15 protein-coding genes are annotated in these 15,326 nt (G+C 61.5%); 7 read left to right on the forward strand and 8 right to left on the reverse strand.

All coding sequences use genetic code 11. From position 1 onward, the window contains the following. Positions 1 to 1,398, forward strand: a complete 1,398-nt coding sequence (locus tag EOE18_RS02260; protein ID WP_127705720.1) for an efflux transporter outer membrane subunit — start codon at positions 1 to 3, stop codon at positions 1,396 to 1,398. A 63-nt stretch (positions 1,399 to 1,461) separates the two neighbouring features. Then, positions 1,462 to 3,105 (forward strand): electron transfer flavoprotein-ubiquinone oxidoreductase, encoded by a 1,644-nt coding sequence (locus EOE18_RS02265; RefSeq protein WP_127705873.1) that lies wholly within the window; start codon positions 1,462 to 1,464, stop codon positions 3,103 to 3,105. Positions 3,106 to 3,127: 22 nt separating this feature from the next. On the opposite strand, the gene EOE18_RS02270 is transcribed toward EOE18_RS02265, so the two are convergent. Beyond that, positions 3,128 to 4,009, reverse strand: a complete 882-nt coding sequence (locus EOE18_RS02270) for an EamA family transporter (RefSeq protein WP_127705722.1) — start codon at positions 4,007 to 4,009, stop codon at positions 3,128 to 3,130. An 83-nt stretch (positions 4,010 to 4,092) separates the two neighbouring features. On the opposite strand from EOE18_RS02270, the gene EOE18_RS02275 reads away from it, so the two are divergent. After that, complete coding sequence (locus tag EOE18_RS02275) at positions 4,093 to 4,590, forward strand: Lrp/AsnC family transcriptional regulator (protein ID WP_181952991.1); 498 nt, start codon at positions 4,093 to 4,095, stop codon at positions 4,588 to 4,590. 1 nt (position 4,591) lies between these two features. Here EOE18_RS02275 and EOE18_RS02280 read toward each other — a convergent pair whose 3' ends face one another. Continuing rightward, positions 4,592 to 5,542 carry a substrate-binding domain-containing protein gene (locus tag EOE18_RS02280; RefSeq protein ID WP_127705726.1) on the reverse strand — a complete coding sequence of 317 codons (951 nt, stop codon included), beginning with the start codon at positions 5,540 to 5,542 and terminating at the stop codon, positions 4,592 to 4,594. A 125-nt stretch (positions 5,543 to 5,667) separates the two neighbouring features. Here EOE18_RS02280 and EOE18_RS02285 point away from each other — a divergent pair, with 125 nt between their 5' ends. Continuing rightward, a complete protein-coding gene (locus EOE18_RS02285; protein ID WP_127705728.1) occupies positions 5,668 to 6,915 on the forward strand; it encodes an NAD(P)/FAD-dependent oxidoreductase in 1,248 nt (415 codons plus the stop codon). Between the two features lie 21 nt (positions 6,916 to 6,936). On the opposite strand, the gene EOE18_RS02290 is transcribed toward EOE18_RS02285, so the two are convergent. From EOE18_RS02290 to nadB, 4 genes are all read right to left on the reverse strand, one after another. Next, positions 6,937 to 7,728, reverse strand: a complete 792-nt coding sequence (locus EOE18_RS02290; protein ID WP_127705730.1) for an enoyl-CoA hydratase-related protein — start codon at positions 7,726 to 7,728, stop codon at positions 6,937 to 6,939. Between the two features lie 172 nt (positions 7,729 to 7,900). Beyond that, positions 7,901 to 8,437, reverse strand: coding sequence for a calcium-binding protein (locus EOE18_RS02295; protein WP_127705732.1), 537 nt, complete (start codon positions 8,435 to 8,437; stop codon positions 7,901 to 7,903). Between the two features lie 127 nt (positions 8,438 to 8,564). Then, complete coding sequence (locus tag EOE18_RS02300; RefSeq protein ID WP_127705734.1) at positions 8,565 to 8,846, reverse strand: hypothetical protein; 282 nt, start codon at positions 8,844 to 8,846, stop codon at positions 8,565 to 8,567. A 62-nt stretch (positions 8,847 to 8,908) separates the two neighbouring features. Then, positions 8,909 to 10,483 carry an L-aspartate oxidase gene (gene nadB / locus EOE18_RS02305; RefSeq protein WP_127705736.1) on the reverse strand — a complete coding sequence of 525 codons (1,575 nt, stop codon included), beginning with the start codon at positions 10,481 to 10,483 and terminating at the stop codon, positions 8,909 to 8,911. 329 nt (positions 10,484 to 10,812) lie between these two features. On the opposite strand from nadB, the gene EOE18_RS18415 reads away from it, so the two are divergent. Then, positions 10,813 to 10,986: a hypothetical protein gene (locus EOE18_RS18415; RefSeq protein ID WP_164852635.1), complete on the forward strand. Its 174-nt coding sequence runs from the start codon at positions 10,813 to 10,815 to the stop codon at positions 10,984 to 10,986. Positions 10,987 to 11,016: 30 nt separating this feature from the next. Here EOE18_RS18415 and EOE18_RS02310 read toward each other — a convergent pair whose 3' ends face one another. Both EOE18_RS02310 and EOE18_RS02315 read right to left on the reverse strand, forming a co-directional pair. Then, a complete protein-coding gene (locus EOE18_RS02310; RefSeq protein WP_127705738.1) occupies positions 11,017 to 11,958 on the reverse strand; it encodes an ABC transporter ATP-binding protein in 942 nt (313 codons plus the stop codon). 55 nt (positions 11,959 to 12,013) lie between these two features. Then, positions 12,014 to 13,267 carry a glycosyltransferase gene (locus EOE18_RS02315; RefSeq protein ID WP_127705740.1) on the reverse strand — a complete coding sequence of 418 codons (1,254 nt, stop codon included), beginning with the start codon at positions 13,265 to 13,267 and terminating at the stop codon, positions 12,014 to 12,016. 278 nt (positions 13,268 to 13,545) lie between these two features. On the opposite strand from EOE18_RS02315, the gene EOE18_RS02320 reads away from it, so the two are divergent. Next, positions 13,546 to 13,746 (forward strand): zinc-finger domain-containing protein, encoded by a 201-nt coding sequence (locus EOE18_RS02320; RefSeq protein ID WP_127705742.1) that lies wholly within the window; start codon positions 13,546 to 13,548, stop codon positions 13,744 to 13,746. Positions 13,747 to 13,825: 79 nt separating this feature from the next. Then, entirely contained in the window at positions 13,826 to 15,268 is a 1,443-nt protein-coding gene (tldD, locus tag EOE18_RS02325) for a metalloprotease TldD (protein ID WP_127705744.1), read from the forward strand. Positions 15,269 to 15,326: the final 58 nt, after the last annotated feature.

Raw genomic sequence — 15,326 nt, forward strand, 5'->3', positions numbered from 1 at the left:
ATGCGCAAATTGCTTAATCTTTCGGTCTCGATGCTGGTTTTGGCAGGTCTGGCCGGTTGTACTGTCGGCCCCGATTATAAAGGTCCGCAAGGCGCGGCGGTCGTATCGCCACCGGCCAGCTTTGCCCGTGCCAGTGGAACCAAGGCACAGGCGCCGCAATTGGCCAAATGGTGGACGGCGCTGGGCGATCCGGTGCTGGACGGGCTGGAGGCCAAGGCACTGGCCGCCAATCCCAATCTGGGCACGGCTCTGGCGCGGGTGCAACAGGCGCGGGCGGGGCTGCGGCTCGACAAGACCAATGACCTGCCCAAAGTGGGCGCGATGGGCGCAGGGCTGATCGCCGATCTGCCGGGCAACCAATTGGGCGGCTCGCTCAACTATTACAATGCCGCGCTGGACGCCCAATGGGAGATCGACCTGTTTGGCGGGCAAAGGCGCAAGGTGGAGGCCTCGGTCGCCAATGCGCAGGCCGCAGAAGCCAAGCTGGCCGACGCGCAAGTGAGCCTGACTGCCGAAGTGGCGCAAACCTATATCAACCTGCGCGACCGCCAGCAGCGTCTGGCGCTGGGGCAGCAATTGCTGGAGGTGAGCCAGCAGGCGCTGACACTGACCAAGGCGCGTCTGGCGCAAGGCGTGGGCACGCAAAGCGATGCCGAGCGCTCGGCGCGCGCGGTGGAAGATGCGGCGGCAGCTTTGTTGCCGCTTCAGGCCGAGCGGGATGCCTATCTCAATGCGCTGGCGGTATTGCTGGGCGAGGCTCCCGGCGCGCTGGATGCCAGCCTGTCCGCGCCCAAGGCTATCCCCCTGCCCCCTGCCGAACTGGCGGTGGGTGATCCGGCCAGCCTGATCCAGCGCCGCCCCGATCTACGCGCCGCCGAAAGGCAATTGGCCGCCAGCACCGCCAAGGTCGGCGTGGCCGATGCCGCCCGCTTCCCCAAGCTGAAGCTGACCGGCTTCCTTGGGCTGGGCGGCAGCAGATTAGAGGATATTTTTGATCCGTCCAGCATGGCGCTCTTGGCCGCACCGCAACTGAGCTGGAACTTTCTGGACTTTGGCGGCAATTCGGCCCGTCTGGCACAGGCCAAGGCCGCGCGTGACGAGGCGTCCGAACAATATCGCGGCGCGGTGTTGCAGGCCCTGCGCGATGCCGAGGATTCGCTGGCCCGCTATGGCGCCGCCCGCGCGCAGGCCGCCAGCAAGGGCCGCAGCGCAGCCAGCGCCACCCAAAGCGCGCAGTTGGCCAGTCAGCGTTTTGCCGCTGGCACCATCAGCCGCCTTGCCCTTCTGGACGCCGAGCGAGAGCGTTTGACCGCCCAGCAAGCATCGGTGCAGGCGGTAGCCAATATGAGTGCCCAATATGTTACCCTGCAGAAATCTTTGGGATTGGGCTGGGATTGATTTCGGGATAGTTATAATACATAACATTCCAAAATGACTTAGGTGAGGGTTGATGCAATGAGCGTGATCGAGCGCGACGAGATGGCCTATGACGTTGTGATTGTGGGTGGCGGGCCAGCGGGCCTGTCGACCGCGATCCGGCTGAAACAGTTGAACGCGGATCTGTCAGTCTGCGTGCTGGAGAAGGGCAGCGAGATTGGCGCGCATATCCTGTCGGGCGCGGTGGTCGATCCGCGCGCGCTGGATGAGTTGATCCCTGATTGGCGCGACACAGATTGCCCGCTGGCGCAAACGCCCGTCACCGACAATTGGCACTGGGTGCTGACGCGAAAGGGCCATTATGTCATGCCCCATGCGCTGATGCCGCCCTTCATGAGCAATGATGGCTGCTACACCACATCCTTGGGCAATCTGTGCCGCTGGCTGGGGGGTAAGGCGGAGGAACTGGGCGTGGAAATCTTCCCCGGTTTTCCTGCCGCCGAGGTGCTGTTTGATGATAGTGGCGCGCTGATCGGGGTGCAGACCGGCGACATGGGCGTGGACCGTGAGGGCCAGCCCAAGGGCGATTTCCAGCCCGGCATGCGGCTATTGGCGCGCTATACGGTGCTGGCCGAGGGTGCGCGTGGGCACCTAACCAAACGGGTGAAGGCACAATTTGACCTTGAGCGCGATTGCCAGCCTCAAGTCTATGGGCTGGGCATCAAGGAATTGTGGGATATTGATCCGGAAAAACATGTTCCAGGGCGTGTTCTCCACACCCAGGGCTGGCCCCTGTCGGAAAGTGAGAGTTGGGGCGGCGGTTTCCTCTATCATCAGGCGGGCGGACAAGTCGCGCTCGGTTTTGTAACCGCTCTGGATTACAAAAACCCGCATGTCAGCCCTTACGAGGAATTTCAGCGCTGGAAGCAGCACCCCTCGATCCGCGCCATTCTGGAAAGTGGCAAGCGCGTCAGCTATGGCGCGCGCGTGATCAATGAAGGTGGCTGGCAGTCGGTGCCGCAACTGGCCTTTGCGGGCGGGGTTCTGGCCGGATGCAGTGCCGGTTTCGTCAATGTGCCGCGCATCAAGGGCAGCCATACCGCCATGAAATCAGGCATCTTGGCCGCCGAGGCGATCAGCGCCGCGCTGGCCGCTGGCCGTGGTGGCGATACTCTGGCCGATTATGATGCGGCGGTGCGCGACAGCTGGATCGCCAGCGAATTGAAGCTGGTGCAAAATGCCCAGCCTCTGGTCGCCAAATTCGGCGGCGCGCTGGGCACCGTGCTGGCGGGCGCGGATATGTGGGCGCGGGTGCTGAAGGTTAACCCATTTGGCCCGATGCAGCATCACAAGGATGCCGAGGCCACCGGCCGCGCCGATCTGTACAAACCCATCGCCTATCCCAAGGCTGACGGCGTGATCAGCTTCGACCGGCTAACCAATGTGTCCTATTCCTTCACCAACCATGAGGAAGAGCAGCCCTGCCACCTGCGGTTGAAGGATGCATCCGTGCCGGTCTCGGTCAACCTGCCGCTCTATGCCGGACCAGAGGCGCGCTATTGCCCTGCGGGCGTCTATGAATTTCTGGGCGAAGGCACAGAGAAACGCTTGCAAATCAACGCGCAAAACTGCCTGCATTGCAAGACCTGCGACATCAAGGACCCCACCGGCAACATCGATTGGGCAACGCCCGAAGGTGGGGGCGGGCCGAACTATCCCAATATGTGACGTTATACGGGGGCGGGTGGCATCAATGCTTCCCGTCCCCCATCACCACCGAACCCACCGAGGCGGCAATCACCAGCGCCACCGCCAGCCATTGCAGCCCCGCCAGATGCTCGCCCAGCAGCAGCGCACCGGCCAGCGCACCCACGGCAGGCTCCACGCTCATCAACACGCCGAAACGGTTGGCGGGGATTGACTTCAGCGCCACCATTTCCAGCGTATAGGGGATGGAACTGGACAGCAGCGCCGTGGCCAGCCCCATGCCCACCAGCGCGGGCGAGAGCAGCGCCGAACCGGCATCCACCACGCCAATCGGCACCACGATCAGCGCGGCGGTGCTCATGCCCAAAGACACGGCCTGACCACTGGGCACATGGGCGGCGCGTTTGCCAAAGATGATGTAAAGCCCCCAGAACAGGCCCGCGCCCAGCCCGAAAAGCACACCCACAGGGTCCAGCGCATGACTCGCCCCCTGCCATGGCAGCAAGAGCGCCAGCCCCGCCGCGGCCAGAGCCACCATGGCATAATGGGCGGGACGGCGCGAATGGATGAGCGAGACCGTCAAAGGCCCCAGAAACTCGATAGCAATCGCCAGACCCAGCGGAATGGTCCGCAAGGCCATATAGAAGCACAGGTTCATCAGCCCCAGCACCGCGCCATAGCGCATCACCGCCAACAGGCCATCGCGGGTAATCGGTTGCCGCCACGGGCGGAAGGCCAGCACAAGCAGCAAAGCGGAAAAGCCTACGCGATAGGCCACCGCCCCCGGCGCACCCACCAGCGGAAACAATTGTTTGCCGAAAGAGGTGCCCACGCAAAAGGACGTGATCGAACAGGCCAGCGCCAGATAGGGCGTGGCAGCGGCCAAGGATGGGGTGGAGGAGCTTTGCGCGGAAATCGTCGTCATTCCCGCGTTCTATCGCAGATGCGCTGGCGAATGGCGGCTATTTCCGTTAGCGGATGACGGAAAGCGTCATTATAAGCCATCACATGCCTGAAAACGTCACCCTCGATTCTTTTGACCAGCGAATCATCGCTATCGTGCGCCGCAACAATCTGGAACCGGCCCGCGCGATTGCCGATGCGGTGGGCCTGTCGGAAAGCGCGGTGCTGCGCCGCCTGCGCCGCCTTCGCGCCAGCGGGGTGATTATGGCGGATGTGGCGCTGATCGATCCCGCGCGACTTGCCCCGTCGATCACCATCCATGTGCTGGTGGAATTGAACCAGGCCGGATTGCGCATGGAACAGGCCTTTGCCGAAAAACTGGCCAAGCGTGACGAGGTGATCGGCGCGTGGAATGTGACCGGACGCACCGATTTCCTGCTGACCGTCACCGTCCCCTCGATCGAGGCCTATCAGCGCTTTTCCGACGAGGTCTTGGCGGCAGATGAAAATGTGCGCGGCTTTGAAACGCTGGTCTCCCTGCGCGAGATCGTGCGCTTTGATCCTTTGCGCGCCGGATTGCCCAAAACGGATTTGGCGCCATAGGTCAGGCAAACAGCTCTTCCACCGCCATATCCCGCGCGATCAACCCATCGGCGCGGGCATAGCGCAGCATGCGTTCCAGCACGGCGCGGTTAGGCTCCAGCCCATAGGTCCAGATCTGGCCCATGGTCGCCTGCTGCTCGGCAGCCTGTTGTTGCAGCCATGCGATGGCTACTTTGGGAAAGTCGCGCTGGGCCAGATCGTCCAGCGCCAGCGCCAAGGCCTGCTCAAACGCCACCTGCAAAGTGCCGCGCAGATCGGGATGCGCCTCGATCAGGGCGCGCTTCACCACCAGCACATGCATGATGGGCAACACCTGCTCGCGCGCATACCATGCCGCCTCCTCCGCGCGGGGGTCGGGCCAGAGGCGGGTCACCGGTGCCAGACCTTGCGTGAAACAGGGCGGCGCGGTGGGGCTGATCAGCGCGTCAATCGCGCCGCTGGCAAGCAAACTATCCAGCGTTTCGGGCGAGCGGGCGACGCGGATGCCTTCGGGCAGGTCCATCGCCATGCGATCGGTCAGCACCGGCTTCAACAAGCCGCCCGTTACCCAATCAATCGATTCCCGCGCCACACCATAATCATCAGCCAGTAGCCCGCGCAGCCATAGGGCCGCCGTCTGCTGGAAATCGACCAGACCGATGCGCTTGCTAGCCAGATCCTGCGGGCGGTTGATGCCGGCATCGCTGCGGATATAGAGGTTGGAATGGCGAAAGCTGCGCGAAAGGAACACTGGCAAAGCCACATAATCGCGCCGCCCTGCGGCCACGGCAGCAATATGGCTGCCCATGGATAATTCCGCCATGTCAAAGCTCTGCTGTTGCAAAACCTGCCGGAACAGCCCCTGTGCCTCGTGGCAGGAGATGGCGAGGTGCACCCCTTCGACCTTCAGCCGTCCGGTGAGCAAGGCCTCGATCCGGTCGGAAAAAAGGCAGCCGAAATTGAGGGTGATCATGGGAACCTGTCCTGTTGTCGGGGAATTCAGCGCGCGAGAGTGCCTATTAATACTATGACAAAGGCCAGAAGATGTCATGCGATCACGCTTGCGCCTTCTGCCCCTTTGTGGTGGAAAAGCAACCCATGGAACAAGCCGATATCGTGATCGTGGGAGCGGGACATGGCGGGGCGCAATGCGCCATCGCCCTGCGCCAGAATGGGTTTACAGGCAGCATCGCGCTGGTCGGGCGGGAGAATGAACCGCCCTATGAGCGACCGCCTTTGTCCAAGGAATATTTCGCGCGGGAAAAGACTTTCGACCGCCTCTATATCCGCCCGCCCGCCTTCTGGGGAGAAAAGCAGGTGGATCTCTTGCTGGGCCGCCAAGTGGTCAGCGTGGATGCCACGGCCAAGACGGTGACCTTCGCCTCGGGTGAGGTGCTGGCCTATGGCAAGCTGATCTGGGCCACGGGCGGCGACCCGCGCAAGCTAACCTGCCCCGGCGCGGAATTGTCGGGCGTGCATGCCGTGCGCACGCGTGAGGATTGCGACCGCCTGATGGGCGAGGTTGACGGCGGCGCGAAACATATTGTGGTGATTGGCGGCGGCTATATCGGGCTGGAAGCAGCCGCCGTGCTGACCAAGATGGGCCTTGGCGTGACCGTGCTGGAAATGGCGCCGCGTGTGTTGGCGCGTGTGGCAGGGCCGGAGCTTTCGGCCTTTTACGAAAGCGAACATCGCGCCCATGGCGTAGACCTGCGCACCGGCGTGACGGTGGAGGCGCTGGAAGGTGTTGGCCGCGTGTCCGGCGTGCGTCTGGGCGATGGCAGCGTGATTGCCGCCGATGCGGTGATTGCGGGCATCGGCATTGTGCCTGCCATCGCGCCTCTGGTGGCGGCGGGAGCGGATCAGGCCAATGGCTTGGTGGTGGACGAGTTTTGCCGCACCAGCCTGCCCGATGTTTTTGCCATTGGCGATTGCGTGGCCTTTGCCTGCGCCTATGCCGATGGCGCGGTGATGCGGGTGGAATCGGTGCAAAATGCCAATGATCAGGCCAGCCATGTGGCCAAGACAATTCTGGGCGAGCCCAAGCCCTACAAGGCCTTCCCGTGGTTCTGGTCCAACCAGTATGATCTGAAGCTGCAGACCGCTGGACTGTCTGTCGGCTATGACCAGACGATTGTGCGCGGCGACATGGCCGCCCGCAGCTTCAGCCTATTGTATCTCAAGCAAGGCCGCTTGATCGCGCTGGACTGCGTCAACCGCGTGAAAGACTATGTGCAGGGCCGCAAGCTGGTGGAAGCGGGCGCGGTGATCGATCCCGCGCTGCTGGCCGATGCCGATGTGGCGTTGAAGGATATGCCGGTGCTGAACGCGCCAACACCGGCCTGAGGCATGATGGCAGGGTGAGGCTTACTTGCCCTGCCACACAGCGGGCCGCTTTTCGATAAAGGCGGCCATGCCTTCCAACCGGTCCTGCGTGGCGGTCAACACCTGAAAGATCCGGCGCTCGATCAGCAAGCCCTGATCCAGCGTGGTTTCAAACGCGGCTTGCACCATTTCCTTGTTGGCGATGGCCGCCAGCGGCGACATTGCGGCGATCTCGGCTGCGGTTTTAAGCGCCTCGTCCAGCAAATTGGCCAGAGGCACCACACGGGCGACAAGGCCGGATTGCTCAGCCTCCTGCGCGCCCATCATCCGGCCGGTCAGGCACATTTCCATCGCTTTGGCCTTGCCCACCGCGCGGGCCAGACGCTGCGACCCGCCCATGCCCGGCGCGATACCCAGCTTGATTTCGGGCTGGCCGAAACGGGCCGTGTCGCTGGCGATGATGAAATCGGCCATCATCGCCAATTCGCAACCGCCGCCCAACGCAAAGCCATTCACCGCCGCGATCCATGGCTTGCGCACCGCCTTGGCAAAATGGCTGGTCCAGCGGGAGAAAGTATCCTCGGCGTAAAAATCGGCGGCAGGCTTCTGGGCCATTTCCTTGATATCGGCGCCCGCAGCAAAGGCCTTTTCCCCCGCGCCGGTCAGAACCGCGCAACGCTGGGTCGGGTCCGCCTCGAAAGCGGCAAAGGCGGTAATCAATTCTTCCAGCACCGCGCTGTTAAGCGCATTGAGCGCCTGCGGGCGATTGAGGCGCACCAGCGTCACCGCGCCATGCTGTTCCACCAACAGGTTTTCATACGAGGTCTCGCTCATGGGCATTCCTTCCGCAGGCTAATCTGGCGCAATCTATGCCCCAGCGCGCGGGAGGGCTCAAGGTTGGGCCGCGTAGCGGACATAGAAAAAGGCCGGACTGAGCAACCACAAGGTTGTCGGTCCGGCCCTGTTCTTTTTGCGCTATCCGGTCAGCGAACCGGATGAGCGGCAATTAGCCGATCAGGCCGCCAGCGGCGACATAGGCCGAGTAAGCGTTGGAAATTTCGATGGTCTGCGTTTCGGTACCCACGGTCACATGCAGGATCAGCAGATCAGTGGTACCCTTGCGGGTTGCCCACACAGCATCGGCATCATTGACCATGTTGGCCAGACCTTCGAACGACGAGATCGTCGCTGCCGTGCCATTGGTATAGGCATTGATGCCCGCTGCATCGGCAAAAGTGTCGGTAGCAAAGCTGCCAAACACAATCGTATCACCATCGCTAAAGTTGAGGTCATAAACGCGATCACGATCACCAGTGGTAACGTCATAGCCGAAGAAGCGGAACTGATCCGCGCCCGCGCCACCGTAATACTGATCGCTACCAGCACCACCGGTCAGAACGTCATCATACTTGCCACCACGCAGAATGTCATCACCTCCACGAGCAAACAGATAGCTGCCGTCGGTGTCCTGAGAGTTGGCACGCAGATCGTCGTTACCCGAAGTACCACCAACAAAGGTCTTAGCGCTGAGAGGATCGGTCATAATAATTCTCCTGTAAATTGATAAACCCTGTTGCAGCCAATGGGCGACCCCCCCAGACTGCCTTATGCCCACAAGAATACGCCGCAAATTTGGACAAGTAAACGCGAGTTAACCAGTTAAAAGGAGTTTAGCGGCACCGAAACAGTCCCATTTTGGCAAATTTCTGATTTATGTGCGAAATTTTTGCGCAAAAATGGATCAACAGACTATTGTCGCTTCGGCTCTGAATTTGGCATGCCGTTCTATAATTTTGAATATTTTCAATATTTTGTTTTAAATTTTTATGCGTTTTTATGTCAAATGGTCCAGCACTGCCACCCCACCACAACGCCCCATTTCTGGACATTTTCGTCAGTACCGCTGCATTCGACTCCGGACAAATGCCTGCATCGGCATCGATCAGGAACATCGCAAAAGAGCCTGTCTGCTATTTGCAAACAGGCTCCGGACTTAAAAATAGAGCTTTAAAGATTAAGGGACCAACACCGTGTCACGCGGTTCGGCATCAATTTCCGGATAGTCCAGCGTGTAATGGAGGCCTCGGCTCTCATGCCGCTTCAAGGCAGAACGCACGATCAGATCCGCGCTTTGCAACAGGTTGCGCAGCTCGATCAGATCAGTGGTCACGCGGAAATGGCCGTAATAGTCCTCTACTTCGTCAAACAGCATCTTGATGCGATGCGCCGCGCGCTCCAGCCTCTTGGTCGTTCGCACGATACCCACGTAATTCCACATGAAGCGGCGAATCTCTGTCCAGTTCTGCTTGATGATCACCTCTTCGTCCGAATCCGATACGCGGCTTTCGTCCCAGGCGTTGATCGCAGGTGGCGCTTCAAACGATTCCCAGCGCGCCAATATATCTGCCGCCGCCGCCGATCCGAACACCAGACATTCCAGCAGCGAATTGGAGGCCAGACGATTGGCGCCATGCAGCCCGCTCTCCGCGCATTCCCCCGCCGCATAAAGGCCGGGCAAATCGGTGCGCCCATCCAGATCGGTGATGATCCCGCCGCAGGTATAATGCTGGGCAGGCACCACGGGGATCGGCTGCCTCGTCATATCAATGCCAAGGCTGAGCAGCTTTTCGTGGATATTGGGGAAATGCTCGCGCACGAAACTGGCAGGCTTGTGGCTGATGTCCAGATGCACGAAATCAAGGCCATATTTCTTGATCTCGCTGTCGATGGCACGTGCCACCACATCGCGCGGGGCCAGTTCCAGCCGCTCGTCATATTGCGGCATGAAGCGTTCACCTGTGCGCGGGTTTATCAGATGCCCGCCCTCGCCCCGCACCGCCTCGGTGATCAGGAAGTTCTTGACCTCCAGATGGTAGAGACAGGTGGGGTGGAACTGCATCATTTCCATATTGGCCACCCGCGCACCGGCCCGCCATGCCATGGCAATGCCATCGCCGGTTGCCCCGCGCGGCGCGGTGGAGAATTGATAGACGCGCCCCGCTCCGCCCGTGGCCAGCACGGTGGCGCGGCCAATATGGGCCTCTACGCGACCACTGGCTTCATCCAGCGCATAGACGCCCCATACGCGGCCAGAGCCGGAATAGCGCTGCTCATGGCGACCAGTGATCAAGTCCACGCAGCTTTGCCCCGGCAGCAGGGTGATATTGGGATGGGCTTCGGCAGCCCGCACCAAGGCTTCTTGCACCGCCCAGCCGGTGGCATCGGCGACATGGGCGATGCGGCGGTGGGAATGGCCGCCCTCGCGGTGGAGATGCAGGCCTTTGCCTTCGGTGTTGAAAGGCACGCCCAATTCGATCAGCCGCTCGATCGCCTCGGGCGCACGGGACACCACATGTTCCACCGTCTCCAGCCGGTTGAGCCCCGCGCCAGCCACCATCGTGTCGCGGATATGATCCTCGAACGTGTCGCCCGCATCCAGCACGGCGGCAATGCCCCCCTGCGCCCATGCGGTGGAGCCGCCGGTCAACGTCCCCTTGGCCAGCACCAGCACATGACATTTATCCGCCAGCGACAGCGCCGCCGTCAGCCCCGCCGCGCCCGACCCGACAACAATAACATCAGCCTGCATGGTGGATCACCCGATGCAAACGGCAATTGCGGCGAAGGCGCGGCAGACTGGAAACACCGCGCAAGGGAAAGACAAAGCGAGTCATGGCGCTGCTTTGCGCCCTGTTGGATCATTTGAAAAGCGGGCGCATGCATTTTTGGACAAAAAGTCAGGCTGCGCTCGGCCAAGCCGAGAAACTAACCCCCATTAACCTTTATTCGGCAACAAAAAACGTGTTATCAATAACTTACACCACATGGCGGAGGGATAAGCCATTGGTCAGCATGCGATAGCCCATCTGCCCCCGCCATCCTCTGGCGCCGTTTTCGGGCGCCCTGGAGTAACACAGCGTGAACCTTCGTCGTTTTCTGTGCCTGTTCAATCGCCACCGGCCCAACCGCAACCGGACCAAATGGAACGGGCATTTTTACACGAGCAAATGCGAAGCCTGTGGCCAGCCGGTCTATCGACTGGGCAAGCAGAAATGGCGCAAGGACAATCAGGAAGCACCCGGCAAAGTCTAATCGCCGATCGCTACCTCCAGCGCCATACTTTCAGACTTCGGTCGTCAACCGCACGAATACATCTTCCAGATCGGCCTCGCGGGTGGTCACGTCCAGAATGGTCATGCCCTGCGCCTGCACCTGCCCCATTACCTCGCCCGCATTGGTGCGGTCCTTGTTATAGGTGATCTCGATCTGCGAGGCGCCGGTGGCCACGCTTTTGATGAAAGCGGGGTGGCTGGGCAGGCTCTGCACCGGCTTGTCCAGCGTCAGCACCACGATCTTTTCGCGCGCCATATCCACCATCTCGCGGGTGGGCTTGTTGGCGATCATCTCGCCATGGTTGATAATGGCGATCCGGTCGCAAAGCTGCTCGGCTTCTTCCAGATAATGGGTGGTCAGCACCACGGTGACGCCTTCGTCGTTCAACCGCTTGACCAATTCCCACAATTGGCGACGCAATTCCACGTCCACGCCCGCGGTGGGCTCGTCCAGCACCAGCACGGGCGGCTGATGCACCATCGCCTTGGCCACCAGCAGGCGGCGCTTCATGCCGCCAGACAGTGCGCGGGCATAGGCCTGCGCCTTGTCCGACAGATGCACATCGGCCAGCAATTGCTCGGAAATGCGCTGGTCCTTGGGGATGCCATAGAGGCCAGCGGTGTTCTCCAGCACTTCAATCGGCGTGAAGAAGGGATCGAACACGATTTCCTGCGGCACGATGCCAATGGCGCGACTAGCGTTCCGACGGTCGCGGTCAATGTCGAAGCCCCAGATGGAAACCTCGCCCTCGCTTTTGCGCACCATGCCGGCCAGAATGTTGATCAGCGTCGATTTGCCCGCGCCATTGGGGCCCAGCAGACCGAAAATCTGCCCCTGCGGCACGTCGAAAGACACGCCCTTCAGAGCCAGCTTGCCCTCGCCGCTACCGGTGGGGGCATAGCGCTTGACGAGATTGCGGATCGAGATGGCGGCGGCAGGAGAATGGGTCATAGGCCCTGTCTAGTGCCGCCAGCCCATCTCCGCAACCGCCCTTAAGCGCCAGTTCTCAAGCCGCGCCGGTTGCCAATTCGCCAAGCCCCAGCCCTGCCCAGCCAAAGCGCTGCGAACGACGCTCTGCCCGGCGGATCAGGGCAGCGGAATAGACATCATCCAGCAAGTGGTTGAACGTCTGCTCCCAGCTGAAACGCCCAGCCACATGGGCTCGCGCCGCCATGCCCATGGCACGATGGCCCCTCGCCCAAATCGCCTGCACATAGGCCGCCATGGCATCCACATCATCCACCGGCGCCAACAGGCCCAAACCGGCAGGCACGCGGTCCGGCATCGCGCCAGAGGCTACGCCCACCACCGGCAAGCCGCTGGCCTGCGCCTCGATCACCGAAATGCCGAAAGTTTCATCCGCCATGGCCGAAACATAAATATCGCTGGAGGCCAGAGCCACCGCCAGATCATCGCGATTGTCCACAAAGCCCGGCAGCGCCACCGCCATGCCCCGCGTCTCGCGGATCAGCTTGTCGCGCAATTTGCCATCGCCCAGCAGCACCAGCCCTGCGCCCAATTCCGGTGGCAAGCGGCGGAACATGTCCACCAGACGGTCGGCGCGCTTTTCATTGTCCAGCCGTCCGGCATAAATCAGCAGCGGCCCATTACCCTTCAGCCCCAGCTTGGCCCGAAAACCCGGATCGCGGCGCGAAGGGCTGAAGGCCTTGGTATCCACACCCAGGGACAGCACATCGACATGGCCGATGCCCCATTGCGCCAATTGGTCGCGCACCGGCTCGTTCAACGCATAGACGCGGTCAAACGCGTCGTAGGTTTTTGCAGCATAGCGCACAGCCAGCCCGCGCAAATGCTCCGCCGCGCTGTCGCCGAAAAGACGGGCGCCCACGCGATGGATATGCACATTGGGAAAATCGGTGTGATAGCCCGCCACCAACGCGGTCTGCGGATAGGCCCGCGCATAGTTGATCGCCGTCCATGGCAAAACCCATGGGCACAAGGATTCGATCACATCGGGGCGAAAATGCTCCAGCACTTCGCGCACGGCGCCGGTACGCAGGATGAAGCGGTAATTGGGGCTGCCATGCACCTGACGCGCGCCGACCTCGACCCATATATGCCGCCCGCGCTCGACGATGCGGTCCTGTGGGCCAGGCACGATTTGCAACAGGCGGTGGCCGGTGCGTTCCAGCACATGCTCGCGCTTTTCACGGAGGTAGGTTGACACACCGCCGCCGCCCTTGGGGGCATAGCTTTGGGTGAGGTCACAGATCAGCATGTCGCGTTTGGCAAGAACCATGCGCTTTTGCACCTTATTAGGTTTGCTGTTCAATTACGCCTTTTTTGCAAAGGGCGCAAAATAAACAGTGCGGTTGTGTAACGATACAAGCCCCCGTTTGCCCGCATCGCATTTACCCCCTGAATGCGGGTGTTTATCGGTATTGCCCCAAGCCTGGTAAAGATCCGGCACCTGTAATATTTTGTCGCACAAATGGCCGCCATTGCCTCGGACCAAAATCGGCAAGTCCCATCGGGCAAGGTCTGGAAATGCCCGCGAACTCCTGCTAATGCGGCCCCATGACTGACCAGCCCGAGACCGTCACCGTTCATTCCACCCGCGTTTCCTGCGATGGCGCTGCCCAGATTCGCAGCACCGGCGGCTTTGCTCCGTCGGCTTTGGGCCACCCGCGCGTTTATCTGGAAATCGACGAGCGTGGCTTTGTCGATTGCCCCTATTGCGACAAGCATTTCGTGCTGGACGCCAATCACGCCCATTAAGATCGGTTCCGGTTGCGGCCCATCACTTTGGCCGCAACTGTTCCTTGCAGGTGGCCGCAGGTAGCCTATATCAAAGGCTATGACCTTTACTGCCGATCCCCGCTCGCTGCTTTACCGCCCCGATCAATTGCAACCCGAAGAAGCGCAGGCGCTGGTGCGCCGCGCGCTATCGGCTTGTGATGATGGCGAACTTTACCTGCAATTTACCGCGACCGAGGCATTCGGCTTTGACGACGGGCGGCTGAAAACCTGCGATTACAGCCGCGAAGCGGGCTTTGGCCTGCGCGGCCTGTCGGGCGAGATGACCGGCTTTGCCCATGCCAATGAAATTTCTGCCGCTGCCATTGCGCGGGCGGGGGAAACGCTGACCCTGCTCGATCCGGCGCAGGGGCCCAAGGCCGCGCCGCCTGCGCGCACCAACCGCCATCTCTACACCGATGCCTCGCCGCTGGACGGGATCGAGTTTGCCCGCAAGGTGGCGCTGCTTGAAACCATCGATGCCGCCGCCCGCGCCCGCGATCCGCGCGTGGCGCAGGTGTCTGCCTCACTCTCGGCCAGTTGGTCGGTGGTGGAAATTGTGCGCAGTGATGCAGAACCGGTTACCGATATCCGCCCGCTGGTGCGGCTCAATGTCTCGATCGTCGCCGAACAGAATGGCCGCCGCGAAACGGGCAGTTTCGGGATGGGTGGCCGCTATCTCTATGACGACTTGTTCAAAGCCGAAACATGGAACCGCGCGATTGACGAGGCTTTGGCGCAAGCCCTGACCAATCTGGAATCGGTGGCCGCGCCTGCGGGCGAAATGACCGTGCTGCTGGCTTCGGGCTGGCCGGGCGTCTTGCTGCATGAGGCGGTGGGCCATGGTCTGGAAGGCGATTTCAACCGCAAGGGCACCAGCGCCTTCTCTGGCCGCATTGGTCAGCGAGTCGCAGCCGAAGGCGTTACCGTGGTGGATGATGGCAGCCTGCTGGGCGCCAATGGCGAAGGGCGTCGCGGTTCGCTCAGCGTGGATGATGAAGGCACGCCGACTCAGGAAAACGTGCTGATCGAGGATGGCATCCTTAAAGGCTATTTGCAGGACAGGCTCAACGCCCGCCTGATGGGTGTGGCCCCCACCGGCAATGGCCGCCGCGAATCCTATGCCCATGCCCCCATGCCGCGCATGACCAACACTTTCATGCGCGCTGGCAACGACGACCCCGCCGAATTGCTCAGCCGCGTGAAGAAAGGTATTTACGCCAAGAGCTTTGGCGGCGGGCAGGTGGATATCACCAGCGGCAAATTCGTCTTCTCCTGCACCGAGGCCTATCTGGTGGAAGATGGCAAGCTGGGCGCGCCGATCAAAGGCGCGACGCTGATCGGCGATGGCCCCAGCGTGCTGACCCGCGTGGTGGGGATCGGGCATGATCTGGCGCTGGACGAAGGCGTGGGCATTTGCGGCAAGGGTGGCCAATCGGTGCCTGCTGGCGTGGGCCAGCCGACCTTGCTGGTCGATGGCTTGACGGTCGGTGGCACGGGCTGACGCGCATCCGGTCAGGATGGATTAAGCCAGCCTTCGCGAGTATAAGCCAGACAGGGCG

It is taken from the genome of Novosphingobium umbonatum (assembly GCF_004005905.1).
GTDB lineage: Bacteria > Pseudomonadota > Alphaproteobacteria > Sphingomonadales > Sphingomonadaceae > Novosphingobium > Novosphingobium umbonatum.

Coding starts and splice junctions, on each gene's coding strand:
- EOE18_RS02260 (WP_127705720.1), top strand. CDS start 1: ATGCGCAAATTGCTTAATCTTTCGGTCTCGATGCTGGTTTTGGCAGGT.
- EOE18_RS02270 (WP_127705722.1), bottom strand. CDS start 4,009: ATGACGACGATTTCCGCGCAAAGCTCCTCCACCCCATCCTTGGCCGCT.
- EOE18_RS02275 (WP_181952991.1), top strand. CDS start 4,093: ATGCCTGAAAACGTCACCCTCGATTCTTTTGACCAGCGAATCATCGCT.
- EOE18_RS02280 (WP_127705726.1), bottom strand. CDS start 5,542: ATGATCACCCTCAATTTCGGCTGCCTTTTTTCCGACCGGATCGAGGCC.
- EOE18_RS02285 (WP_127705728.1), top strand. CDS start 5,668: ATGGAACAAGCCGATATCGTGATCGTGGGAGCGGGACATGGCGGGGCG.
- EOE18_RS02290 (WP_127705730.1), bottom strand. CDS start 7,728: ATGAGCGAGACCTCGTATGAAAACCTGTTGGTGGAACAGCATGGCGCG.
- EOE18_RS02295 (WP_127705732.1), bottom strand. CDS start 8,437: ATGACCGATCCTCTCAGCGCTAAGACCTTTGTTGGTGGTACTTCGGGT.
- EOE18_RS02300 (WP_127705734.1), bottom strand. CDS start 8,846: ATGTTCCTGATCGATGCCGATGCAGGCATTTGTCCGGAGTCGAATGCA.
- nadB (WP_127705736.1), bottom strand. CDS start 10,483: ATGCAGGCTGATGTTATTGTTGTCGGGTCGGGCGCGGCGGGGCTGACG.
- EOE18_RS02310 (WP_127705738.1), bottom strand. CDS start 11,958: ATGACCCATTCTCCTGCCGCCGCCATCTCGATCCGCAATCTCGTCAAG.
- EOE18_RS02315 (WP_127705740.1), bottom strand. CDS start 13,267: ATGGTTCTTGCCAAACGCGACATGCTGATCTGTGACCTCACCCAAAGC.
- EOE18_RS02320 (WP_127705742.1), top strand. CDS start 13,546: ATGACTGACCAGCCCGAGACCGTCACCGTTCATTCCACCCGCGTTTCC.
- tldD (WP_127705744.1), top strand. CDS start 13,826: ATGACCTTTACTGCCGATCCCCGCTCGCTGCTTTACCGCCCCGATCAA.